Annotated in this window: 26 protein-coding genes; 2 read left to right on the top strand and 24 right to left on the bottom strand. The window is 71.5% G+C overall.

Annotation, left to right across the window (positions count from 1 at the left end; all coding sequences use genetic code 11):
- Positions 1-99: 99 nt before the first annotated feature.
- The 19 genes from ASG72_RS17705 to ASG72_RS17615 all read right to left on the bottom strand — a co-directional run bounded on the left by ASG72_RS17705 (position 100) and on the right by ASG72_RS17615 (position 16,939).
- Positions 100-1,242 carry a trypsin-like peptidase domain-containing protein gene (locus tag ASG72_RS17705; protein WP_056715249.1) on the bottom strand — a complete coding sequence of 381 codons (1,143 nt, stop codon included), beginning with the start codon at positions 1,240-1,242 and terminating at the stop codon, positions 100-102.
- 241 nt (positions 1,243-1,483) lie between these two features.
- Positions 1,484-1,948, bottom strand: a complete 465-nt coding sequence (locus tag ASG72_RS17700) for a cytochrome c-type biogenesis protein (protein WP_056715561.1) — start codon at positions 1,946-1,948, stop codon at positions 1,484-1,486.
- Between the two features lie 5 nt (positions 1,949-1,953).
- Entirely contained in the window at positions 1,954-3,942 is a 1,989-nt protein-coding gene (locus ASG72_RS17695; protein ID WP_056715247.1) for a heme lyase CcmF/NrfE family subunit, read from the bottom strand.
- 7 nt (positions 3,943-3,949) lie between these two features.
- The gene (gene ccmE / locus ASG72_RS17690) at positions 3,950-4,417 is read right to left on the bottom strand and encodes a cytochrome c maturation protein CcmE (RefSeq protein ID WP_056715244.1); all 468 of its coding nucleotides are present in this window, start codon (positions 4,415-4,417) and stop codon (positions 3,950-3,952) included.
- A 41-nt stretch (positions 4,418-4,458) separates the two neighbouring features.
- Entirely contained in the window at positions 4,459-5,583 is a 1,125-nt protein-coding gene (ccmI, locus tag ASG72_RS17685; RefSeq protein ID WP_056715240.1) for a c-type cytochrome biogenesis protein CcmI, read from the bottom strand.
- Between the two features lie 88 nt (positions 5,584-5,671).
- Positions 5,672-7,045, bottom strand: a complete 1,374-nt coding sequence (locus tag ASG72_RS17680; protein ID WP_056715235.1) for an ATP-binding protein — start codon at positions 7,043-7,045, stop codon at positions 5,672-5,674.
- An 8-nt stretch (positions 7,046-7,053) separates the two neighbouring features.
- Positions 7,054-7,725, bottom strand: a complete 672-nt coding sequence (locus ASG72_RS17675; protein WP_056715232.1) for a response regulator transcription factor — start codon at positions 7,723-7,725, stop codon at positions 7,054-7,056.
- A 67-nt stretch (positions 7,726-7,792) separates the two neighbouring features.
- Positions 7,793-8,098: a hypothetical protein gene (locus ASG72_RS17670; RefSeq protein ID WP_156396038.1), complete on the bottom strand. Its 306-nt coding sequence runs from the start codon at positions 8,096-8,098 to the stop codon at positions 7,793-7,795.
- A gap of 59 nt (positions 8,099-8,157) precedes the next feature.
- Complete coding sequence (locus ASG72_RS17665) at positions 8,158-12,036, bottom strand: glycoside hydrolase/phage tail family protein (protein ID WP_056715225.1); 3,879 nt, start codon at positions 12,034-12,036, stop codon at positions 8,158-8,160.
- Positions 12,036-12,476: an NlpC/P60 family protein gene (locus tag ASG72_RS17660; RefSeq protein WP_056715222.1), complete on the bottom strand. Its 441-nt coding sequence runs from the start codon at positions 12,474-12,476 to the stop codon at positions 12,036-12,038. The genes ASG72_RS17665 and ASG72_RS17660 overlap by 1 nt, the downstream gene beginning before the upstream one ends.
- Positions 12,473-13,354, bottom strand: coding sequence for a DUF2163 domain-containing protein (locus ASG72_RS17655; RefSeq protein ID WP_056715219.1), 882 nt, complete (start codon positions 13,352-13,354; stop codon positions 12,473-12,475). The genes ASG72_RS17660 and ASG72_RS17655 overlap by 4 nt, the downstream gene beginning before the upstream one ends.
- Positions 13,355-13,363: 9 nt before the next feature.
- Positions 13,364-14,005, bottom strand: a complete 642-nt coding sequence (locus tag ASG72_RS17650; protein ID WP_056715216.1) for a DUF2460 domain-containing protein — start codon at positions 14,003-14,005, stop codon at positions 13,364-13,366.
- Between the two features lie 21 nt (positions 14,006-14,026).
- Positions 14,027-14,602 carry a phage tail tape measure protein gene (locus ASG72_RS17645; protein ID WP_200939973.1) on the bottom strand — a complete coding sequence of 192 codons (576 nt, stop codon included), beginning with the start codon at positions 14,600-14,602 and terminating at the stop codon, positions 14,027-14,029.
- Positions 14,595-14,786, bottom strand: coding sequence for a phage tail assembly chaperone (locus tag ASG72_RS17640; protein ID WP_056715211.1), 192 nt, complete (start codon positions 14,784-14,786; stop codon positions 14,595-14,597). Before ASG72_RS17640 ends, ASG72_RS17645 begins: the two co-directional genes overlap by 8 nt.
- The gene (locus tag ASG72_RS17635) at positions 14,786-15,175 is read right to left on the bottom strand and encodes a gene transfer agent family protein (RefSeq protein WP_056715209.1); all 390 of its coding nucleotides are present in this window, start codon (positions 15,173-15,175) and stop codon (positions 14,786-14,788) included. Before ASG72_RS17635 ends, ASG72_RS17640 begins: the two co-directional genes overlap by 1 nt.
- An 11-nt stretch (positions 15,176-15,186) precedes the next feature.
- Positions 15,187-15,597: a phage major tail protein, TP901-1 family gene (locus ASG72_RS17630; RefSeq protein WP_056715206.1), complete on the bottom strand. Its 411-nt coding sequence runs from the start codon at positions 15,595-15,597 to the stop codon at positions 15,187-15,189.
- A 23-nt stretch (positions 15,598-15,620) separates the two neighbouring features.
- A complete protein-coding gene (locus tag ASG72_RS17625) occupies positions 15,621-16,031 on the bottom strand; it encodes a DUF3168 domain-containing protein (protein ID WP_056715203.1) in 411 nt (136 codons plus the stop codon).
- Entirely contained in the window at positions 16,028-16,366 is a 339-nt protein-coding gene (locus ASG72_RS17620; protein WP_056715202.1) for a phage head closure protein, read from the bottom strand. Before ASG72_RS17620 ends, ASG72_RS17625 begins: the two co-directional genes overlap by 4 nt.
- A 3-nt stretch (positions 16,367-16,369) precedes the next feature.
- Positions 16,370-16,939 carry a head-tail connector protein gene (locus tag ASG72_RS17615; protein ID WP_056715199.1) on the bottom strand — a complete coding sequence of 190 codons (570 nt, stop codon included), beginning with the start codon at positions 16,937-16,939 and terminating at the stop codon, positions 16,370-16,372.
- A 74-nt stretch (positions 16,940-17,013) separates the two neighbouring features.
- On the opposite strand from ASG72_RS17615, the gene ASG72_RS17610 reads away from it, so the two are divergent.
- Positions 17,014-17,781, top strand: a complete 768-nt coding sequence (locus tag ASG72_RS17610) for a trypsin-like serine protease (RefSeq protein ID WP_056715196.1) — start codon at positions 17,014-17,016, stop codon at positions 17,779-17,781.
- A gap of 65 nt (positions 17,782-17,846) precedes the next feature.
- Positions 17,847-18,680 (top strand): trypsin-like serine protease, encoded by an 834-nt coding sequence (locus ASG72_RS17605; RefSeq protein WP_056715193.1) that lies wholly within the window; start codon positions 17,847-17,849, stop codon positions 18,678-18,680.
- A gap of 16 nt (positions 18,681-18,696) precedes the next feature.
- On the opposite strand, the gene ASG72_RS17600 is transcribed toward ASG72_RS17605, so the two are convergent.
- The 5 genes from ASG72_RS17600 to ASG72_RS17580 are packed head-to-tail and all read right to left on the bottom strand — an operon-like array spanning position 18,697 to position 22,049.
- A complete protein-coding gene (locus ASG72_RS17600) occupies positions 18,697-19,947 on the bottom strand; it encodes a phage major capsid protein (protein WP_056715556.1) in 1,251 nt (416 codons plus the stop codon).
- 23 nt (positions 19,948-19,970) lie between these two features.
- Entirely contained in the window at positions 19,971-20,492 is a 522-nt protein-coding gene (locus ASG72_RS17595; RefSeq protein ID WP_056715189.1) for an HK97 family phage prohead protease, read from the bottom strand.
- The gene (locus ASG72_RS17590; protein ID WP_056715186.1) at positions 20,489-20,671 is read right to left on the bottom strand and encodes a hypothetical protein; all 183 of its coding nucleotides are present in this window, start codon (positions 20,669-20,671) and stop codon (positions 20,489-20,491) included. Before ASG72_RS17590 ends, ASG72_RS17595 begins: the two co-directional genes overlap by 4 nt.
- The gene (locus ASG72_RS17585; RefSeq protein WP_244488861.1) at positions 20,668-20,868 is read right to left on the bottom strand and encodes a hypothetical protein; all 201 of its coding nucleotides are present in this window, start codon (positions 20,866-20,868) and stop codon (positions 20,668-20,670) included. Before ASG72_RS17585 ends, ASG72_RS17590 begins: the two co-directional genes overlap by 4 nt.
- Positions 20,865-22,049, bottom strand: a complete 1,185-nt coding sequence (locus ASG72_RS17580; RefSeq protein ID WP_056715184.1) for a phage portal protein — start codon at positions 22,047-22,049, stop codon at positions 20,865-20,867. Before ASG72_RS17580 ends, ASG72_RS17585 begins: the two co-directional genes overlap by 4 nt.
- Positions 22,050-22,069 lie beyond the last annotated feature (20 nt).

Below are 22,069 nucleotides of genomic sequence, written 5' to 3'. Positions count from 1 at the left end.
GACGAAAACGGCAGGCCGGACGGAGAACCGTCCGGCCCGCCGCAGCAAAGGCGTGCGCCAGGCTGGGGGCGACAGGAGACTGGCGCGGCGCCCCGCAACTCAGGAAGGCAGGCGGCCGACCTCGAAGCTCAGCTCGCGCTCCTGCCCGTCGCGCCAGACGGTGATCCTGGCCTTGCTGCCGGGGGGCAGCAGCGCCACGCGGCGGGAGAGCTCGCGCGCATCGCTGATCTTCTCGCCGTTGAGCGCGAGGATCGTGTCGCCGCGCCGGATGCCGGCCTTGGCGGCGGGGCTGTTGCGCTCGGCGCTGGCCACGAGAGCCCCCTGCGCCTGCTTGAGGCCGATCGCATCGGCGACCTCGTCGGTCACCGGCTGGATCTGCACGCCGATATAGCCGCGCGCCACCTTGCCGTCCTTCTTCAGCGCCTCGACCACCTGGTTCACGGTGGAGGCCGGGATCGCGAAGGCGATGCCGACATTGCCGCCGGAGGGCGAGAAGATCGCGGTGTTGACGCCGACGACCTCGCCATTCTGGTTGAAGGTGGGGCCGCCGGAATTGCCGCGGTTCACCGCCGCATCGATCTGCAGATAATCGTCATAGGGGCCGGAGCCGATGTCGCGGCCCTGGGCCGAGACGATGCCCGCGGTGACCGTGCCGCCGAGGCCGAAGGGGTTACCGACCGCCAGCACCCAGTCGCCGATGCGCGGCTTGGCCTGGGAGAGCTGGACGAAGGGGTAATTGCCGCCGTCGCTGACCTTGAGCAGCGCGAGATCGGTGCGCGGATCGGTGCCGATGACCTTGGCGTTCAAAGTCTTGCCGTCATTGGTCACGAGCTGCACCTCGTCCGCGTTCTGGACGACGTGGTTGTTGGTCACGACATAGCCGTCCTGGCTGACGAAGAAGCCAGAGCCCTGCGACATGCCCTGGCGCGGCTGCGGGCGGCCCGGACGCATGCCGCGCTCCTCCTCCTCGAAGCGGCGGAAGAAGCGCTCCAGCGGATGGCCGGGCGGAAGCCCCTCGATGCCGCCTTCCCCGCCGCCGTTTTCGGCGACCAGGCGCGTCTTGACCCGGACCGAGACGACGGCCGGCTTCACCTTGTCGACCATGTCGGCGAAGCTCGGGAGCTGGGACTGGACGCCGGAGAGCTGGATCGGCTGGGCGAAGGCCGGGTGGTCGAGCTTCAGCGCACCGTCGGCGATGCCGGCCGCGAGGCCGATCCCGATGGTAGCCGCGCCTGCGATCATCACGCCGCGCTTCAGAATTGACCTGGAAGTCCTGGGTGTCGTCATGTCGCTAACCTCGAAAGATCGTGGCGGGCTCGTCCCGCCGGTGAGACGGACCATGACCCCAGCCGCCTTACGCGGATTTCGCCCGAAGATGACGGTTTCGTAAGGTGAGCGTTGACGGGACTGGCACGCGCGCTCGGGGCCCGCTCTGCGCGGGGACATGTTCAGCGCCTGCGGCGCCTCGATCTGAACGGCGGTCTTAGTCGCGGGCGCCGGTCAGCGTCTCGAGCCTCGCCCGTTCCTCGGGCGTCAGCGGCGCGGGCGAGGCGGGCAGCGCCGGCAAGGCGCGGGCACGCCGCCAGATGAAGGCCAGTCCCAGAAGCAGGATCAGGAAGGGCGCCGCCCAGAGACCGATGGTGCGCAGGTTCACCGGCGGGCTGAGCAGCACGAAATCGCCATAGCGCGCCACCACGAAGGACTTCACGGCGGCGTCGCTGTCGCCGGCGACCAGGCGCTCGCGCACCAGCACGCGCAGATCCTTGGCTAGCGGCGCGTCGGAATCGTCGATCGACTGGTTCTGGCAGACCAGGCAGCGCAGCCCGGAGGAAATCTGCCGCGCGCGCTGTTCCAGCGCCGAATCGCGCAGCACCTCCCCGGGCTGCACGGCCAGAGCGGGGCCGCTGAGGCCGAGGCACAGGCAGATCGCGACGAGGAGATGGCGCATGTCGCTCACTCCGCCGGCTGGGCCGCGGCCTGCGGCACAACTGCGGCACGGCGGCGCGGGGCGGCGAGTCGGAAGCGCCGGTCGGTCAGCGAGAGCCCGCCGCCGAACGCCATGACCAGCGCGCCGATCCAGATCAGCAGCACCAGCGGCTTGTCGTAGAGCCTGACGGCGATGCTGCCGTCGCCCTGCGGCTCGCCCAGGCTGACATAGGCCTGGCTCAGACCGTCGGTGCGGATGCCGGCTTCCGTCGTCGGCATGTTGCGGGCGATATAGAGGCGCTTGGCCGCCTCGACCGGCAGCAGCACCCGGTCACCGGATGCGAGGCTGAAGCGGGCCACCTCGGCGCGGAAGTTCGGGCCCGTGCGCGGCGTGACCGATTCCAGCGTCACCCTGTAGCGCCCGCTCGTCAGGCTGTCGCCGGGCCGCAGCACGCCGATCGCCTCGGTGCTCCAGGCCGTGGCGGCGATGCCGATGACGCTGATGCCGACGCCGGCATGGGCGAGCGCCGTGCCCCAGGCCGAGCGGGGCAGGCCGACGGCGCGCGCCCAGATCGCCGGCAGCCCGCTGGCCCGCGCCATGATCCGCTCGCCGAGGTCGAAGGCCGCGCCGGCGATGAGGAAGACGCCGAGCCCGACGCCGAGCGGCGCCAGGACCGGGCCGCCCCAGCGGATCGCGAAGACGATCACCGTCACGGCGATGGCGATGGCGAAGGCCAGCATGGTGCGCTGGGCCGCGCCCAGCAGGTCGCCGCGCTTCCAGGCCAGCGACTGGCCGATCGGGAGCAGCAGCAGCAAGGGCACCAGCAGCGGGATGAAGGTGGCGTTGAAGAAGGGCGGGCCAACCGAGATCTTGTCGCCGGTGATCATCTCCAGCGCCAGAGGGTAGAGCGTGCCGATGAAGACGGTGGCGCAGGAGGTGGCGATGAAGACGTTGTTCACCACCAGCGCGCCCTCGCGCGAGACGGGGGCGAAGATGCCGCCCTGGCGCAGCAGCGGCGCGCGCCAGGCGAAGAGCGCCAGCGATCCGCCGACGAAGACGACGAGGATGATCAGGATGAACAGGCCGCGCGCCGGATCGGTGGCGAAGGAATGCACCGAGGTGAGCACGCCGGAGCGGACGATGAAGGTGCCGAGCAGCGACAGCGAGAAGGTCAGGATAGCCAGGAGGATGGTCCAGACCTTGAGCGCGTCGCGCTTCTCCATCACCACCGTCGAATGGATCAGCGCGGTCCCGGCGAGCCAGGGCATCAGCGAGGCGTTCTCGACCGGGTCCCAGAACCACCAGCCGCCCCAGCCGAGCTCGTAATAGGCCCAATAGGAGCCCATCGCGATGCCCAGCGTCAGGAAGACCCAGGCCAGCAGCGTCCAGGGCCGCACCGCCCGCGCCCAGACCGCGTCGATCCGCCCGTCGATCAGCGCCGCGACGGCGAAGGCATAGGTGATGGAGAAGCCGACATAGCCGACATAGAGCAGCGGCGGGTGGATCGCGAGGCCGAGATCCTGCAGGAGCGGGTTGAGGTCCTGCCCCTCGGCGGGGGCGGGCAGCATGCGGCGGAACGGGTTCGAGGTCAGCAGGGTGAACGCCAGGAAGGCCACCGTCACCATGCCCTGGGCGGCGAGCGTACCCGCCCGCAGCCGCTCCGGCAGGGACCGCCGCGACAAGGCGACCAGCGCGCCGAACAGCGTCAGGATCAGCACCCAGAGCAGCATCGACCCTTCGTGATTCCCCCAGACGGAGGTGATCTTGTAGATCAGCGGCTGCGTCGAATGAGAGTTGGCGACGACGTTCTCGACGGAGAAATCCGAGCGCAGATAGGAGAGGGTCAGCGCCGCGAAGGCCAGGCAGACCAGCAGGAAACTCGCGAGCGCGGCCGCCTGGCCGACCCCGGCGAGCGCCCGATCCTGGCGGGCCACGCCCCATAGCGGCACGACCGACTGCACGACGGCGACGCCGAGCGCCAATGCGAGCGCGAAATGGCCGATTTCGACGATCATGCGCGCCTCACCGTTTGGCCGGTGCGGATGGGGCGGGCGCCTCGCCCGGCTGCCAGTGCCCCTGCTTCTTCAGCGTGTCCGCGACCTCCCGCGGCATATAGGTTTCGTCATGCTTGGCCAGCACGGAATCGGCGCGGAAGCTGGATCCGCCCTCGAACACGCCCTCGGTCACCACCCCCTGCCCCTCGCGGAACAGATCGGGCAGCAGCCCCTCATAGCTGACCTTGACGGTGCTCTTGCTGTCGGTGACGGAAAAGACGACGCGCTGCCCCGGGCCCTTCTGCACCGAGCCCTTCTCGACGAGCCCGCCCAGACGCATGCGGGTGCCGGGCGCGATGCCCTTCTCCGCGATCTCCGTGGGGCCGTAGAAGAAGACGATGGTGTCGCGCATGGCGACAAGGACCAGGGCCGCGGCGATGGCGAGCACCAGCCCGCCGGCGGCCAGCATGGCGAGCCGTTTCTGCTTGCGCGTCATCCTGCGCCTGGCAGGTCCGGACCGTGTGGGATCGAGCGCCGTCATGGGGTGGCGTCCTTGAGCCCGAGCTCGGCGGCCAGCGCATTGATCTGCGTCAGCGCAGCCGCATCCTGCGCGAGCCGCTCGCGTGCCGTCCGCAGGGAGGAAGCGGCCGCGTCGCGATCTCCCAGCACGAGCTGCGAGCGGATCAGCCGGCCCCATTCGGCCGCGCTGCCGCCACCGTCGCGCAGCCGCGCCGCGAGCCCGTCGACCATGCCGCGGATCGCCTCCTGCTGAGCGCCGGAGGGGAGTTTCGCGATGGCCTCGGCCGGGTCGTCGCCCGGCGCGCCTGGCCCTGTGCCCGGCAGGGATTGCAGCCGCTGCCGCACCGTCTCGGTCCATTCCGCGCCGGGAGGCGCCTCCTGCAAGAGCGCACGCAGGGCGGCGGCCGCACCGGGGAGATCGCCGTCCTGCTCCTGCCCGATCGCGAGGAAGAACCGCGCCCGCGGGTTGCGGGGATCGCGCCGCACCGCTTCGCTCAGGCTCTCGCGCGCCGCGGCCGTCACCACGCCGCCGGCGGCCAGAATCTGCGCCTCGCCCTGCCCCGCGAACATCTCCGCCCCGTCCTGCCCGTGACGGATGGCGGAGGCGAAGGCGCGCGCGGCGTCCTCGAAGCGGCCCTGCCGGAGATAGACCGGCGCCAGCACCGACCAGCCGCGGCCATCGGCAGGGTTGGCGGCGAGATGCGCCTCGATCCGCGCCAGCGACATCGCGAAATCCTGCCGCGACGGTTCCTTCTCAATTCGCGCTGAGAGCGGCAGATCGGGCGCGTTGGGCGAGCCGAAGGCGCCATAGACCAGCAGAGCGAGCAGCGGCACGCAGGAGAGCGCCAGCGCGGAGCTGGCCCGCCGGCGGCGCAGCGACGCCTCGGTCTCGCCGGCCGCGCCGACCTCGTCCCCCGCGGCGCGCAGCAGGCGCCGGGCCGCCTCGGCCTTGGCGGCTTCGGCCTCGGCCGGGGCGATGAGCGCGCGCGCGACGTCGCGATCGATCTCGCCGAGCTGCGCCCTATAGAGGCTGGCCGCATCCGCCGTATCGGCGAAAGCCTCGCGCGGGCCGCGGTTGAGCGGCCATAGCAGCGCGAATACGACAGCTCCCGTCATCGCCGCGAAGATGATCCAGATCAGCATGGACGTTACATACTCAATCGCGGGCTCGGCATCATGCCCCGTCGTGGCGACAAAGGGTCACGTGGCCTATTCAAGATGAGGCTCGCCGTCAAAGGGCGGGAAGGGTCAGGCGTGCGCGCAGACCGCCGAGGGGCGATGGCTGCAGGGTCAGCTCGCCGCCATAGAGCTTGGCCAGTTCGACGACGATCGACAGGCCGAGCCCCGAGCCGGGGGTGGTCTCGTCGAGCCTGCGGCCGCGCTTCATCACCTCGGCGATGGCATCGGCCGGCAGCCCCTGCCCGTCATCGTCGATCAGCAGGGTGAGCAGGCCGGGCTGGCCCGGCGCCGGCGGCGCGACGCTGACCTCGACGCGGGAGCGCGCCCATTTGAAGGCGTTGTCGAGCAGATTGCCCAGCATCTCCTCGAAATCCTGCTTTTCCCCGCGAAAGCGCAGGCCCGCGGCGACCTCCTGATGCCCGCTGATGCCGCGCCCCTGGGCGATCTTCTCGAAGGTGCGGATCAGCGCGTCCAGCGAGGGCGCGATCTCGGTCGCACCGCCGAGCGCGCCGCTCAGCGCCGCGGCCCGGGCGCGGTCGAGGTAATATTGCACCTGGTCGCGCATGATGGCGGTCTGCGTCTTGACGATCTGGGGCAGCGGCCCGTCGCCCGCCGCCTCGTTCTGCATCACGCTGAGCGGTGTCTTCAGCGCATGGGCGAGGTTGCCGACCTGCGTGCGGGCGCGCTCCAGGATCTCGCGATTGGCGTCGATCAGGAGGTTCAGCTCGCCCGCCAGCGGGGCGAGATCGGGCGGGTAATTGCCGACGATGCGGGGGTTGTCTCCGGTGCGCACGGCGCCGACCGCGGCGCGCAGCCGCACCAGCGGCCGCAGCCCGAAGCGCACCTGCAGGATGGTCGAGGCGACGAGCGCCAGGCCGAGCAGCAGGAAGGTCATGGTCAGCGCGATGCGGAAATCGCGGATGTCTTCGGCGATCTCGTCGGCAGGGGCGGCGACGGCGACGGTGAAGCGGCCATCCTCCCCGACATCGATCTCGCGCTCGAGTATGCGGAGCGCGCGGTCATCGGGGCCGGAGACGTAGCTTTCGCGCAGGCCGCGGGGATTGGGCTGGATCTGCTGGTCGAGCAGCTTGGGCAGCTGGCTGCCGACCAGGGAGCGCGAGGCCCTGACCACGGGGCGCTCGCCGTCGAGCCGGATGATCTGCCAGTACCAGCCGGAGAGCGGCAGGTCGAAGCGCGGCTCGCCGAGATCGCCGATCGATTGCCGCTCGGTCTCGGGCGGAGCCGCCAGATCCGCGACCAGCTCCTTGATATAGACGCTCAGCCGCTCGTCGAAGCCGCGCTCGGCCGAGCGGCGGTAGAAGGTGGTGAGCCCGACACCGGCCAGCACCAGCACCAAGGCGCAGCAGATCGCCGCCGACATGAAGAGTCGCGCGCCCAGGGAATAGCGGTGCGACTTCGGAGGCATGGCCGGCGTCAGACTTTTTCGGGAGCAGCTGCCGCGATGTAGCCCAGCCCCCGCACGGTCTCGATGATGTCGACGCCGAGCTTCTTGCGCAGCCGCCCGACGAACACCTCGATCGTATTGGAATCCCGGTCGAAATCCTGGTCGTAGAGATGTTCGACCAGTTCCGTCCGGGAGACGACGCGGCCCTGGTGATGCATGAGATAGGCGAGCAGCCGGTACTCGTGCGAGGTCAGCTTGACCGCCGCGCCGTCGACGACGACGCGGCTGGCGCGGGTGTCGAGCCTGACCGGACCGCAGACCAGCTCGGAGGTGGCGTGGCCGGCGGCGCGGCGCAGCAGGGCGCGTACCCGGGCCAGCAGCTCCTCCATGTGAAAGGGCTTGACGACATAGTCGTCCGCACCGGCGTCGAAGCCCGAGACCTTGTCGCTCCAGCGATCGCGCGCGGTGAGGATCAGCACCGGCATCGACTTCGCCGCCTTGCGCCAGGCCTGGAGAACCGCGACGCCGTCGACCTTCGGCAGGCCGAGATCGAGGATCACAGCGTCATAGGGCTCGGTCTCGCCGAGATACAGGCCCTCCTCGCCGTCGAAGGCCTTGTCGACGGCATAGCCCGCATGTTCCAGAGCGGTGACGATCTGGCGGTTCAGGTCCTTGTCGTCCTCGACGACCAGCAATCTCACGGTCTGCTAGCTCCTGTTGCGGCTTGGTGCGCGGCGCGCTGTGGCATGAGCCTCGAACGCATGCGGCTCAGCGGATCGCCTCGACCTTGCCCGAATGACCCTCGAGCGTGACGCGCGCCACGCGGCCGTCGCGCTTCAGCGTCGTGACGACATAGACGTAATCCTCGCCCTGGCGACAGAGGCGGATGCGCAGCACCTCGCCCGGCGCCGCGGCACGGGCATGGCGGGAGGCCTGGACCGGCTGCATGACCCGGTTCTCGGCCACCGCCTCGCGCACCTCCTCGGCCGAAAGGCAGGAAATCGGCGTGGGATCGTCGACCGTCAGCACCGGGCTAAACAGCAGACCGAGGGCAAGGAGAGGTTCGACGGGCATCATCGCCTTCCGGTAGTGCCGACCGACTGAACGCGCCATGAATGGTCGCGCAGTGTAGGTCAGGCGATCCTGATCCGTCCACGCCACTCTTCGCCGCGCCCCATCACCCGGCTTGTCTGGGCGATCGCCAGCGAAAGCCCCTGCTGTGCCGCGCCGAAATCCGCGAGTTCGAGCTCGGCGGCATAGGTCCAGCCGGGGGTCGAGGTCTCCAGCGTTTGCACCAGGCGTGCGCCGTCGTAGAGGCTCAGTTCGTAGGCCTCGCTATCCTCCCCCAGAGGCGGCTGTTCGAGCTCCCAGGAATCGCCGTCGAAGCGGGTGCGGCGGATCCAGCCGATGGCGATGCCGGCCGGGCCCCGTCGCGCGCGCGGATGCACCGGCGAGAGCGGGCGCAGGGCACGGCCCGTCGCGACGAGGCTGTGCTCGACCATTTCGGGATCGGCGGGATCGCGCTGCACCGGCCCGATGCGATAGCGCCGTGGCTGGCCGATATCCGACAATCGATCGGTGAGCGTCGCAGCCGCGCCGTCGAGCACGACGATTCGCGACCCCGCGGGCAGCACGCGTGCCGCGGCAGCTTCCGAACCCCCGAGCCCGCGCAGCAGTCCTGACAGGCGGAAGATCTGGTTCCCGATCAGCTCGACGCGGGCCGCGGTCACGATCTCGATGTCGCCGGCAGCGTCCAGCAATGCCAGCGCGTTGGCGCCGGCCAAGGCGGCCTCCTGCGGGACGGAAGCGAGGATGCCGCCGCGCAGGCGGATATCCAGCACGGTGTGGCGGTCGCTGCGCCAGAGCGGACCTGGCCGCAGCTCGGTCAGCGTCTCGCCGAGGATCGAGGCGGTCTCGATGGTCCGCAGCAGCGCGAAGTCGCCGCCGGCAGCGGCCTGCCAGACCGCGAGCGCACCGGGCCAGGGCGAGGCGAAGGCCGCGATCGACAGGAGCGGCGGCGGCGCGCCGCGCGCGATCGGCCAGTCCAGCGGAACGATGTAGGGACGGCCGGGCAAGGGCGGCGGCAGGCGCGGTGCGGGAGGGGCGGCGGGCCCGGCGGCGGCTTCATAGATCGCCGACTCGACGGCGCGGGCGCTGGCCCGGCGCGTCGCTGAATCGGCGATGCTGGTCAGGCGGTAGAGACGGCGGCCACCGGCGACCGGCACGGAGACCACATCGCCCGGCTCCAGATCGATGCAGCGCGGCGACAGCGCGATCTCGAGCGTCTCGCGGCTCGCCCAGATCTCCTGCAGGCGTTGATCCGCCAGCCTATGCGCCTCGGCCGGCCGCGTCACCAGCGCGGTCTCGATCGCGGTTTCGCGGCGCGACGCCCCCGCCAGCCGGCGCGACCGCGCAGCCGCGGCACGGTAGTCATGCTGCCCGTCGCTGAAGCCCAGCCGCAATTCGCAGGGCAGCTCCGTGTCCTGCGCCCCGCGCAGCTGAAAGGGCGAGCCGTCCCGGTCCGGCAGCCAATCCTCGGGCGAGAGCGCGCGTGCCACCCGGCCGCCGCGCCCATGGAAGCGCAGCCTGCCGCCGCTCATCACCGCATCGAAGCCGAACAGGGCGGCGAGCGGTTCGAGAGCGGCGCGCGCCGACATCGGCCGGTCCAGCACATAACCGTCGGCGAAACCGTCGATCCGCAGCTCATCGGCGGCCGGCAGCCCGAAATCCGCGAGAATGGCGCCGACGAGCCGATCGAGCGAAGCGCCTTCCAGCCGGCCGTTGAGCCAATGGCCGGTCTCGTATTGCGCGCCATCCGCCCAGATGCCGGAGAGATCGGGAAAGGCCGGGAAAGGGCGCGCATCCCAGACCCAGAGGAAGATCGAGGCCGGATCGACCATGCGCAGCCCGCTGCCCGGGTGGACCGGATTGCGCTCCGGCACGAAGCCGGCGCAGGCGGGGTCGAAGCCGGACAGGATCGCCTCCAGCGCGCGCGCCTGAACCAGATCGTCGCGCGCACCGCTGGAGAAGAAGGGCAGCCCGCCCTCGGAGGAATGTGCATCCGGAAAGACGTTGGGAGAGTTGGCGCCCTTGTCGACGGCGGGGATGCCGGCCTCGGTCAGCCAGATCGGCTTCGCGCCGGGCACGAACGCGGTCGGCCCCGTCTCGGCGCCGCCGCGGCGCGTGAGATGCGGGTTCGTCCACCAGCCGGGGAGGTCCTTCGGCCGGAAGATCCAGGGCTTGCCATGGGCGCCATCGGTGATCGGCAGCCGCCTCTGGGCGGCACGGGCGGCGGCGTCCGGATAATACCAGTCATAGGCCTCGCCGGCGGTGAGGCGCCCGCGGAGATAGTCGAGATCGGCGGCGCCGCTCGCATGCGCGGCGTCGGCATGGTCGCCCGTGTCGCGCCAATCCGATAGCGGCGGGTAGAAATCGATGCCGATGGCGTCGATCGCCGGGCAGGCCCAGAGCGGGTCGAGGGGGAAATCGATGTCCAGCCCTCCGGACCGGACGCTGGCGCCATATTCCGTCCAATCCGCGGCATAGGTCAGCGCGGTGCCGGGCAGCATCGACCGCAGATCCTGCGCCAGCGCGATCAGCCCGGAGACCATCGGATGATCCTCGCCGGCGCGCAGATGCGTCAGGCCGACCAGTTCCGAGCCGATGATGAAGCCGTCGACGCCGCCGGCCGCCCGGGCGAGCGCGGCACAATGCAGGACGAGCCGGCGAAAGCTCCATTCCTGCGGTTTCCGGCAGGTGATCCCGCCGTCGGACTCGCCGAAATCGTCCGGCCGGACGCTGCCGAGAAAGGCGGCGACCGCGCCGGCGACATCGCCCGCCGCCGTGATGCGCCCGCGCCAGGGGAAGGCAGGCTGGCTTGACGCGCCCGTCCGCGGATCGGGCAGCCCGTTCCCGGCCGGAACATCCATCATGATGAAGGGGTAGAGCACGACTTCGAGGCCGTGATCCCGGCGCAGCTTGCGGATCAGGGCGATGACGCCGTCATCCGAGGGCGTGCCGCCGAAGGCGGGCCTGCCCTCGATCTGGCTGACCACGCGCGCCTCGCCACGGCCGAGCCCGGCGACGCCCCATTCCGCGCCCGCCGTCGGCTTCAGTGCCAGCTCGACGCGCGGCGCGATGCTGCAGCTCCCGGCCCGCAGATCATCGCCGAACCAGCTCACCACCAGCGAAACGCGGCGCAGCTTCGGGCACAGCGCGCGCAGCTGGGCGAGGGAGGCATCGATGTCGGCGCCGCCGAAGAGCTGGTTGCGCGACAGGCTGCGGCTGACGCCGGGCTCCGGCTCGTGCATGACCGGCCGCGCCTCGTAGACGAATTCGCCCGCCCCCGGGATCAGCGTGACGGCGCGCAGCATCGCGGCCGGTCCCGCGACCGCACGCACGATCTCGAAGGAGAATTGCGGGATGCGGTTGCCGTAATCCGCGAGCGGGAAGCGTTCGAACACGACATAGGCGAGCCCGCGATAGGCGGGCGCCTCGCCGCCTTCCTTGGCCAGGATCAGCGGATCGGGCGACTGCGCGGCGTCGCCTCGATGCAGCCGCATCGACAGCGTCGACCGGTCGAGCTCGCGGCCATCAGCCCAGATGCGCCTGACGAAGCTGATCGGCCCCTCGCACAGGCCGATGGCCAGGTTGGCGTAATAGGCATAGCTCGTCTCGACCGTCTTCTGAGCGGGCGCGCTTTTGCCGCCGCTCCTGCTGCGACGGATGGTGCTGCGCGCCTCCTCCTCGAAACGCGTCGCCCAGATCAGCTGGCCGCCGAGCCGCGCCCGGCCATAGATCCGCGGGATCGGCGCGCCCTCCGTGGCGGCGAGCCCGGTCATCTCCTTGAGACGCGGCCCGGCGACGCGCTTCGCCCCGCTCTGCCCGAGCAGGGACTGGTCGATCGCGGCGCCTGCGATCCCGCCCAGCGCCGAGCCGAGCGCGCCGCCGATAGGGCCTCCCAGCGCCGTGCCGAGCGCCTGCCCGGCGACCTGCAGAAGAAGCGTCGCCATCAGTCGATGACCTCCGGAAAGCTGAAGACATGGCTCAACCGCCGCCGCCACCAGGGCGTGAACGCGACCTCGGTCACCGCCGCTCCGTCCTGGGCATGGATCAGCGTGTCGTTCCCGCTCATGATCGCGCAGTGCCTCGCCGGCAGATGCGGGCGCCAGCGAAACAGCAGCACGTCGCCGGGCCGCTCCAGACCGCATGCCAGCGGCCGGAGATGGCGGCAGGCGGCCTCGACCAGCGCCTCCGTGCCGGCGCGGTCGGCACAGAGGCGGGAATAGGCCGGCGGCAGCTCGGGCTCGGATCCGTAGAGGTCGCGGTAGACGCCGCGCAGCAGGCCGAGGCAATCGCAGCCGACGCCCTGCAGGGAGGCCTGGTGATGGAAGGGCGTGCCGAGCCAGCTTCGCGCCGCGGCGACGATGGCCGCGCGTTCCACCGCGATCATCGGAACAGGCTCCCGCCATCGAGCGCGCCGTCGCCGGGCCGGACGCCGCCGATGATGACGTCGTTGTCGGGCATATGCGGGAAGCCGCGGAAATTGAGGGCGTTGGCGAATTTGCGCCGGCAGGTGGCGAAGCTCTTGTCGCAGCCGGGGGTCAGCGCGAAGGCGTCGCCGACCGCGATCGGCGCCGGCGCCGGCTGCCAGAGCTGCAGCGCCACCAGACCGTCGCGGGCGGAATGGCGTTTGACCTCGCTGGCGAAACCGAGATTGGCCCCGCCGGTGAAGCTCAGCCGCCCCGCCGTGAAATGGCCGTCGGGGAAGGCCGAGAGGGCCGGCGCGGTGATCGAAAGCCGCCCATCGGTGGCGGCGACCGACGCGGAAACCGGGACGAGCGCGGCGCCGCAGCGCGCATCCCCCAGATCGGCCGAGCAGGAACGGGCATAGATCCGGCCGCGCTCCTCGTCGAAGGCCTTGGCGCCGCTTCTGACCTCGGCGGTGAAGCCGAGATCGCTGCGCCTGACCTCGCCGACGAAACCGACCTCGAGCAGGACATGCTGCTGCGGCTGCGCCCAATTCGCCAGGAACAGCTCGACGCGCGCATCGTCGTAGAAGCCGCGCGCCAGATCGTCCTCGCTCAGCCCCGTCGCGGCGAAGGCGCCCGTGACGTCCCCGCCGCCGATGGCGAAGCCGAGTTCGGAGGTGGTCTCGGCCGCCTCCAGCGCCGCGACGGGGGAAAAGGCACGGCCTGCGAAGGCGAGCGCCCGGTCGTGATCGGTGAAGCCGAGGACGACGCCATCGCGGCGCGTCAGCGTCCAGCAGCGGCAGAGCGTGGTCGCCTCCTGCGCCAGATGCGCCGCGAGCCCCGCGGGAAGTTCACGCATGGACGCCTCCTAGGCGATGATCTCGACGATCGGGATTTTCGGGATGTCGCCCGCCTCGAAGGCCGAGAGATCGACCGCGAGCGCGTCGATGTCGAAGCGCACCGGCACGTCGAACAGGAAGCCGGCCGTGACGGTCGCGCCGGCCGCCGGGACATGGCCGGGCAGGAAAAAGATGCGGCCGGTGGTGGCGTCGCAGCGGAACGCGACGCCCTCGGCCTGCTCCGCGCCGTCGACCGCGACCCGCACCTCGCCCGGCCAGGGCTTGGCGATCGGCCTGACATAGGCCGTGGCGCCGGTGCCATAGCTCTTGCTCAGCTGGTACAGGGCGGTGACGCCGTCACCTGTTCCCAGCCGCTGATCCGTGGCGGCGGGACTTCGCGAGGGCGGGCAGCTCTTGCAGTCCAGCCGGTCGCGCCAGCGGAAACCGTGAAGCCGCCCGCGGCGCTCTTCGAAGAAGGCGACGATCACCGCCAGCGCATCGAGCGTGCGGACACCGAATCCGGCATCGTAGCGGCGGCGGGAATGGGCCCAGCGGCTGTTGCGGATCTCCCGGCCCGAGCCGAGCGTGACGATCTGCGTCAGCCGTTCCGGCCCGCCGCTGGCACCGCGCGCGATCTCCAGCGGAAAGCGGACCTCGTGGAAATCCTGCATCGCTGGCCCCTCCTCGGCCTCTCAGAGAGCGCGGCTGCCGCGGGCGACGGCCCGGGCGATGGCGGCGGCGACCTGCGCCTCCGAGCGCCGGAAGCTCTCGGCGTCTGGCGTCGAGACCTGCACGGTCACCGAAAGCGGGCGCGCAGCCTGCCCCTCGCTGCGGACGCCGAGCCTGCCATCGGCACCGCGCGCTAGCGGCAGGATGGCTTCGGCCCCGGCCTCGCCCATCACGCCGAGCCCGCGCCCGACCGGGAAATAGGCCGGCGACGCGATCACGCCGCCGGCGGCGAAGGGCGTGACGCGCGGGGCGCCCGCGCCGCCGAGCTGGCCGGCCAGCGCGCCGCCCAGGTTTTTCGCCCCCGCCGCGAACAGGCTCGCCAGCCCGCTCGAGAGCGGCTGCACGGCCGTCCTGAGCAGGGTCTCGCTCATCGACCGGCCGATGCCGCGCAGCACGTCCTCGAAACGCCGGCCTTCCACGATCCCCTTCGAGAAGGCCGAGGTCAGCGACCGGCCCAAGCTGTCGGAGGCGGCGGAAAGGCTCTTGGTCAGGGTGTCGAGCGTGCGCAGCTCGGCCAGCCGGGCATTGTCGTCAGCCATGGCGGCTCCTGTCGCGATCGGCATCGTCGGGGTGCAGCGCCATCAGGCGCTCCAGCGTGGCGCGCGCGGGTGGCGTGGCGGATCGGGGCGCGGCATGGGCCCGCAGCGCGGCGGCGAGTTCGCGCGGTGTCGCGGCCCAGAACGCTGCGGGCGGCCAGGCCAGCCGGCCGAGCCCATAGGCCATCACGTCGTCCCAGGGGAATGCCGCCGGCGCGGCTGGTTCGCCGGCGGCTGCGAAGGGTGCGGGGCGGCGTCACCCCCCTCCCCGCCGCCGAAGCTCGCCTCCAGCAGTGCGATCGCGGCGCCGATCGCGCCGTCGAGCCCGCCGTCGAAGGCGAGCGCCGCGACCTCCTCGTCGCCGAGCCCACCGCCGGCACCGCGCAAACCGGCCGCCAGGATCCGGGTGACGTCACGGGCCGAGAGCCGCCCCGCGGCGAAGCGCTCGCCCAGCTCCGGCAGGCTGTCGACGCGGAAGGCGTCCTCGAGCTCGGCGAGCGCGCCGAGCGTCAGCCGCATCGGCAGCGCCGCGCCGGCGACCATCAGCGGGACCTCGCCCCTGTGGCGGTTGACCATGATCTCGCTCCTCAGATGGCGGTGAAGCTCAGGGGGCCGGCGGAATCGAGCGCGATGTCGAAGGTGATCTCGCTCGCATGGTCGCCGCGATATTCGAGGCTGGTCAGCTGGAACGGCCCCTGGATCGTCCCGAAATCCGGCACCAGCACCTGCCAGGCGCGGATCGCGCCCTCGAAGAAGATCTGCCGCACCAGCAGGTCCGAGGCCTCGTCCCTGAACAGCCCGGCCCCGCTGATGCTGGCGCGGCGCATGCCGGCGCCGGCGAGGAGCTCCCGCCAGCGGCCGACCGATTCGGAATGGGTGACGTCGACCGCCTCCGCGTTGAAGGCGATCTGCCGGGCGCGCAGCCCGGCAACGGTGACGAAGGCGCCGCCGCCATCCGCCGCCTTCAGCAGCAGATCCTTGCCTCGTTGAGCCGCCATCGGCTTCTCCTGTCGCTGAATGGTCAGAGCCGCTCGGTGACGGCGCGAAATCGCAGGGTGACGGAGGCGATCCCGGTCTTCGCCTCGCGCGACAGCCGGCTGCCCTGCCATCGCAGATCGACGAGCCGGTGGCCCACCGGCGCCAGCTTCGCCTCGTCCAGCGCGAGGGCCGCCAGCGCCGCAGCCTCGAGGGCGGTGCGGACGCTGCTGCTCTCGCCGGCCCAGACGACGAGCGAGAGCTCCTGCTCGCAGCCGCTGCCGCTGCCCGTCGACCAGTCCCGCGCCTCGGCCTCGCCATGTACGAGATAGACGCCGCGGATGGCCCGGGGCGCCTCGTCGAAGACGCGGCCGGGGCCGATCAGCGCGATCAGCGCCGGGTCGCGCTCCAGCACCGCCTGGATGGCCGCGCGCAGCGGCAGGATGGCGTCGCTCATCGCGAGATCTCCTCGGCCAGGCAGACCAGCCTGCGGCGCGACCCATCAGGGTCGCCCAGCGCGCGGATGGCGTAGATCCGGTAGCCGTCGCGGAAGCGCTGGCCGGCGTCGATGCCGGCGCGCCAGCGCAAAGTGATGCGGTGGCTGCCGAACTGCTCGGGCCGGCCCTCGCGCCAGCGCTCCGTCCCGGCCAGCCATTCCAGCTGCGCCCAGAGCGCCGCGACGCGCTTGAAGCTCTGCTTCGTCCCGCCCAGCCCGTCGGCCGTCTCGACCGGGGCTTCGAGCACCAGCCTTCGGCGCATGCTGCCGAGTTCGCCCTGTTGCCGCGCGCCCATCGCTCAGAGCCTCGCGCGGCGGAAGGGCGCGACCAGCGCCATGATCTCGGCCGGCAGCGCCGCGGCATCGCGCCCGACGACGTCGCCGCGCTGCTCGAACCAGCGTGCCGCCAGCAGCAGCACGGCCTGGCGCAGCAGAGCGGGAACGGCGCTCGCCGCCGCTCCGAACCCCGCCAGGCAATCGATTTCGATGGCGCTGTGGCTGCGGCCGATCTCCGGCACCTCGCCGCGAATGCGGATGACCGGCGGATCGGCCTGCCGGTCCAGGCTCAGCGCCGCGGGATCGACCGGCTGCGGCGCGCCGAGCGCGTCGTAGACCCGCGCCTGCACGATCGAGAGCACGGGCGAGAGCGGCAGGCGGATCTCGCCGCTCTCGGGCCAGCGATCCAGCACGATGCGCCAGCCCTGCTCGACCAGCATCCGGCCGGACGCCGCCTCCACCATCAGCCGCGCCGCGGTGATCAGCGTCGCGAGCAGCGAATCCTCCTCGCTCTGGTCGAGGCGCAGGTAGAGCTTGGCCTCGGCGAGCGTGACCGGCTCGGCCGATGGGGGCGTCAGGGCGAGGGGCGTCATGATGTCTCCGCCTTTTCGGTTCAGTTGCCGTTGACGGCGCGCTATCAGCGCTCCCTGTCCTGGAAGGAGCTGCGATGCGCGTCGGTGCTTTGGTGATCGCGATGGCGACGGTCCTGGCCGTGCCCGAACCGGCCTCGGCCGTGATCGGCGGGCGCGAGGGCGGGCCGGCCGCCGGCTCGACGCTGATGGTGCTGAACGCCCGCGGCGGCGTCTGCTCGGGCATCGTGCTCTCGGCCCGCGCCATCCTGACCGCGGCCCATTGCGTGGCGGGCAGCAGCGAGATCCGCGTCCACTGGAAAGAAGGCGGCGCCGAGCCCATTCTGATCCCGCCGGCGAGCGTGACGCTGCATCCGGGCTATGATGGCGATGCGATCGCCGCGCGCCGCCGCTCCATCGACATGGCGCTGCTGCGCATGGCCGCGCCGCTGCCGCGACGGTTCGCGCCGGCGACGCTCCATGAGGGCGAGCTGCCGCGCGCCGGGTCGGCGGTGACGCTCGCCGGCTATGGCGTCAGCCGCGAGGGCGAGGCGCAGACCACCGGGACCTATCGCTCCGTCGCGCTGGCGGCGGTGGAACCCTATGGCCCCGGCCGACTGCTGATCTGGGCGCAGGATCCGAATGCCGCCGGAAAACCCGGCGCCGGCGCCTGCCAGGGCGATTCAGGAGGCCCGATCATCTCGCCGGAGGGCGCGATCATCGCGGTCTCGAGCTGGTCGACCGGGCCGGCGGGCCGCCGCTGCGGGCTGCTCAGCCAGGGCGCGCTGGTCGCGCCGCAGCGCAGCTGGATCGACCGGACGCTGGCCTCCTGGGGTGAATCGGCAGCCTGGTCTGGCCCGCGCTGATCGTAAGGCTGGACTGGCGCGCCCGAAGCCATAGACTGTCCTTCGTTCTCACACCGGTCCTGATCATGACGAGCCGCGTCCTAGCCTCCGCCCTTGCTCTCTGCCTCGCCTCCGCGCCGGCCTGGGCCGTCGTCGGCGGCACGCCCTCGCGGGACGTCGCGGGCGTGCGGGCCTCGACCCTGCGCGTCGAGACCAGCCAGGGCGAACTCTGTTCGGGCGCGGTGATCGCGCCCGAGCTGGTGCTCACCGCCGCGCATTGCCTGATGGGCGGCGGCTCGGTCAGCGTCACCAGCCTCGACCCGCGGTTCCGGGCGCGGCGACACGTGGTCCTGGCGGTGCTGCCGCATCCGAGCTTCGTGCCCGGCACGACGCCGCGGACGCAGCCCGGCGCCGACCTCGCCTTGCTGCGGCTGTCGGAGCCGCTGCCGCGCGACATCGAGCCGCTGAGGCTGGGCGGCGGGCTCTGGCAGGGCGAGGATGTCACCATGGCCGGCTTCGGCCTCGGCGTCGAAGACGACAAGAAGACGGCGCGGCGCCTGCGCGAGGTGATGCTGGTCAATGCCGGCAACTACACCACGGCGAACACCGTCAAGGTCGCGGTCGACCGGCAGGGCCGCGGCGAGGCGCCGGGAGCCGGCGCCTGCCGGGGCGATTCCGGCGGTCCGATCCTGCGGGGCGGGCCGTCCTCGCGCGATCTCGTCGGCATCGTCAGCTGGTCGAGCGGGCCGCTCAACGCCTCCGTCCGCAGGATCTGCGGCGGCTTCACCGCGATCACGCCGATCAACGAGCATCGCGGCTGGATCAACCAGGCCAGTGCCCGCCTGATGGCCTATGGCCAGGAGGAGCCGCCGGACACCGCCCAGCCCTCCGCCAGCTACAGCTGGTGGTTCTCCCGCTGACCCGCCCGTCGCCGCGCTAGGCCGCGAAGCGCAGGGCCTTGATCGCGGCGAAGTCCTGGACCCCGCCGCCGACCCGCTTGGTGGTGTAGAACAGCACATGGGGCTTGGCGGAATAGGGATCGCGCAGGATCCGCACCCCGGCCCGGTCGACCACGAGATAGCCGCGGCGGAAATCGCCGAAGGCGAGCGCCAGCGCGTTGTTGGCGGGATTGGGCATCTCCTCCGCTTCCGCCACGGGGAAGCCCATCAGCGTCGCGGCGGCACCGGCCGAGGCCGGTGGCTGCCAGAGGTAATGGCCGCTGGCATCCTTGAACTTGCGCAGCAGCGCCTGCGTCTTGCGGTTCATCACGAAGGCCGCATTCTGCCGGTAGCCGGCCTTCAGCGCATAGACGAGATCGACCAGGATGTCGGAGGGGTTGGCATTGGCGAAGCCGCCGGCGACGCCGGTGTTCAGCACGCCGATCTGGCCCCAGTTCCAATTCGGCTCGGGAGCGACGGGATAGGCGAGGAAGCCGCGGGGCTTGTCCACCCCGTCACCGCCCACGAAGGCGGCGCCTTCCTGCTCGGCGAAGACGGTCTCGACCTCCTCGGCGATCCATTGGTCGATGTTGACGATGGCGTCGTCCAGTAGCGTCTGGGTCGCGGCCGGCATCGCATAGAGCTCCATCGCCGGGAAGGAGAGCTCGGCCAGGACGGGCGAGCCGGTCTGCGGCCGCGCCGCCGTCTCTCCCACCCAGCCGGAAGCCGGGCCGGTGGTGGAATAGGCCTTCCTGTAGACGCCGGACGAGATCGTCCTGACGCTGGCGAGGCTGCGGATCGGCGAAGCCAGCGAGAGCCGGCGCATGATCTCCGTCTCCACCGTGGCGGGGGCGAGATAGCCGCCATCCGGGCCGGAGCCGGCGGAGAGCGCCTTGGCCTCCAGCCGCTTCAGCCCGCCGGCCTCGCCGCTGCGGATATAGGCGGCGAAGGCGGCCTTGTGCTCGGCGATCTCGGGATCGCCGGGGCCGTCCTGCGGCTGGCCGAGCGCCGGGCGGCCGCGGTCGAGCGTCAGCCGGTCGATGCGCGATTTCGCCTCGTCGAGCGCGGCGTCCAGGCGCGCCATCTTCTCCTCCGTCAGCGGATCGACGCCGCGGCGGGTTTCCATTTCGGCCAGGCGCTGGTCGTTGCTGAGGCGGTAGCTGTCGAGCGTGTAGCGCAGATCCTCGAAAGCCAGCGCGAGATCGCCGGTCGCCGCCTTGGTCTCGGGAGCTTGGGGCAGAATGGTCATGGTCTCTCCTTGCATGGACGGGGTCAGGCGTGGGCGGGGATCGCCGCGCCCGGCAGCGCCTTGACGGCGCTGACCCGGGCCTGCGGCAGCATCGGGAAGGTGACGAGCGAGATTTCCCAGAGATCGACGCGCTCGAGCCGCCTCAGACCGCTGCGCGGTTCGGTGCGGGCGCGCTCGCAGCGGAAGCCGATGGAGAGCCCGTCGACCGCGCCCTCCCGCATCAGCGCGTGGATCTCGCGGGCGCGGGCCACGGCCAGAGAGAGCTGGCCGCGGACGAAGAGCCCGCGCCGGTCCTCCACCAGGCTGAGCCAGCGGCCGATCGGCTCGGCCGGATCGTGCTGCCAGAGCAGCTTTACCCCGGCCGGGCCGCGCCGGACCAGGCTGTCGCGGAAGGCACCCGGCTCGACCAGATCCTTGCCGAGGTCGACGACGCGGAACAGGCTGGCATAGCCCTCGAACAGCCCGTCGCGCGGCAGCGGGCGGGGCGGCTGGGCCAGGAACTTGGATTCGCAGGCGAAAGGGTGCGGCAGCGGCCCCAGGCTCATCGCCGCGCCCCCTTGCCCTGCGGATTGCCGCGCTTGTCGCCCTCGAGTCGCGACAGCGTGCTGACGAAACGGCCGAACACCTCGCGGCAGGCCGGCGGGCGGCCGGTGCCGGCGCCCTGCCCGCGCTTGCCCCCCTGCGGGACCGGTGCGGCGGGGCCCTTCTTGCCGGAACGCGTCATGACTGTTCTCCTTCCTGGCGGGCGTTGAAGCGGTTGAGCTCGCGGACGAAATCGTCGAAGCGCCGGTTGGCCGCCGTCAGCTCGCGCAGCGAGAGCGCTGCGAAGAAGGAGGCGGCGAAGGCCCAGAGCAGCAGGCCGAGATGGCCGACATCGGCGCGTCCGACGAAGGCGGTGATGATCTGTTCGATGGCGTTCATGAGGTTGCCCCTTTCTCCGGATCGCGGCGGCCATAGCCGACCGCTTCGCGCTTTTCGTCGGCGCTGAGGAAGTCCGCCCCGCCGACCCTGCGCCAGAGCGATTCCCGCTCCTGCGCCAGGGCCTCGATGGCGTCGATGTCGGGCTCCAGCGTCAGCCCGTCGCCGAAGGCCGGGCCGAGCCATTGCGCCAGCGACTGGGCGCTGCGCCGCACCAGCGGGATCGCCGTCTGGCGCCAGAAGGCGCGGTTGGCCTCGGCGAAATTGGCGTGGGTATTGTCGCCCTGCAGGCCGAGCAGCAGCGGCGGCACGCCGAAGGCCAGCGCGATCTCCCGGGCCGAAACGCCCTTGGCCGCGACGAAATCGAGCTCGGCCGGCGTCAGCGACAGCGGCTTCCAGTCGAGCCCGCCTTCCAGCAGCAGCGGCCGGCCGGCATTGCGCGCGCCCTGAAAACTCTCCTCCAGCTCCTGCTTCAGCCTGGCGAATTGCGCCTCCGTCAGGCTCGCACCCTCGGGGCCGTCATAGACCAGCGCGCCGGAGGGCCTGGCCGCATTGTCGAGCAGGGCCTTGTGCCAACCGCTCGCGGCGTTGTGGATGTCGAGCGCGCAGGCCGCGGCCTCCATCGGCGAGAGGCCGTAATGATCGTCGCTGGGATGGAACAGGGTCAGATGCAGGATCGGCGGCAATGTCGCCGCGCCCTGCCGGAAGCGCATGGTGTCGCCGCCGACCGTGTAGTCATAGGCCTCGGGCCAGCCGTCCCGTCCGGGCACCACGCGCATCCGGTCCGGCCGCAGCGCATGGAGCTCGCGCGGCTCGTCGCCGACGCTGACGGCCTCGACATAGGCGTTGCCGGCCACGAGCAGATGGCCGTAGAGCGCCTCCAGGAAGGCGATGCCGCCCTGACGCGGATTGGGCCGCTCGATCAGCGCCAGCGCCGGATGCTCGGGCGTCTCCCGCCCCTGGCGCTTGGCGATCAGCGGGGTCTGCGCCGCCGCCTCGGCGATCAGCCTGATGCAGCGATGCGCGACCGGGTTGCGCTCATAGCCCTCCCGCGCCAGGGCGCCATAGTCGCGCGGGGTCCAGACCGGCCGCCCGGATTCGTGCAGAGCGATCAGAGGGCCGGTGCGCGAGCGCTTCCGGTCCGGCGCGGCGAGGCCGCGCAGGTTGCGGAGAAGATTGATCATGATGGATCCCGCTATTGACG

The sequence above is a fragment of the Allobosea sp. Leaf344 genome (assembly GCF_001426225.1).
Taxonomy (GTDB): domain Bacteria; phylum Pseudomonadota; class Alphaproteobacteria; order Rhizobiales; family Beijerinckiaceae; genus Allobosea.
Note: the sequence above shows the minus strand (reverse complement) of the source record. Positions and strands in the feature narration are given on the sequence as shown.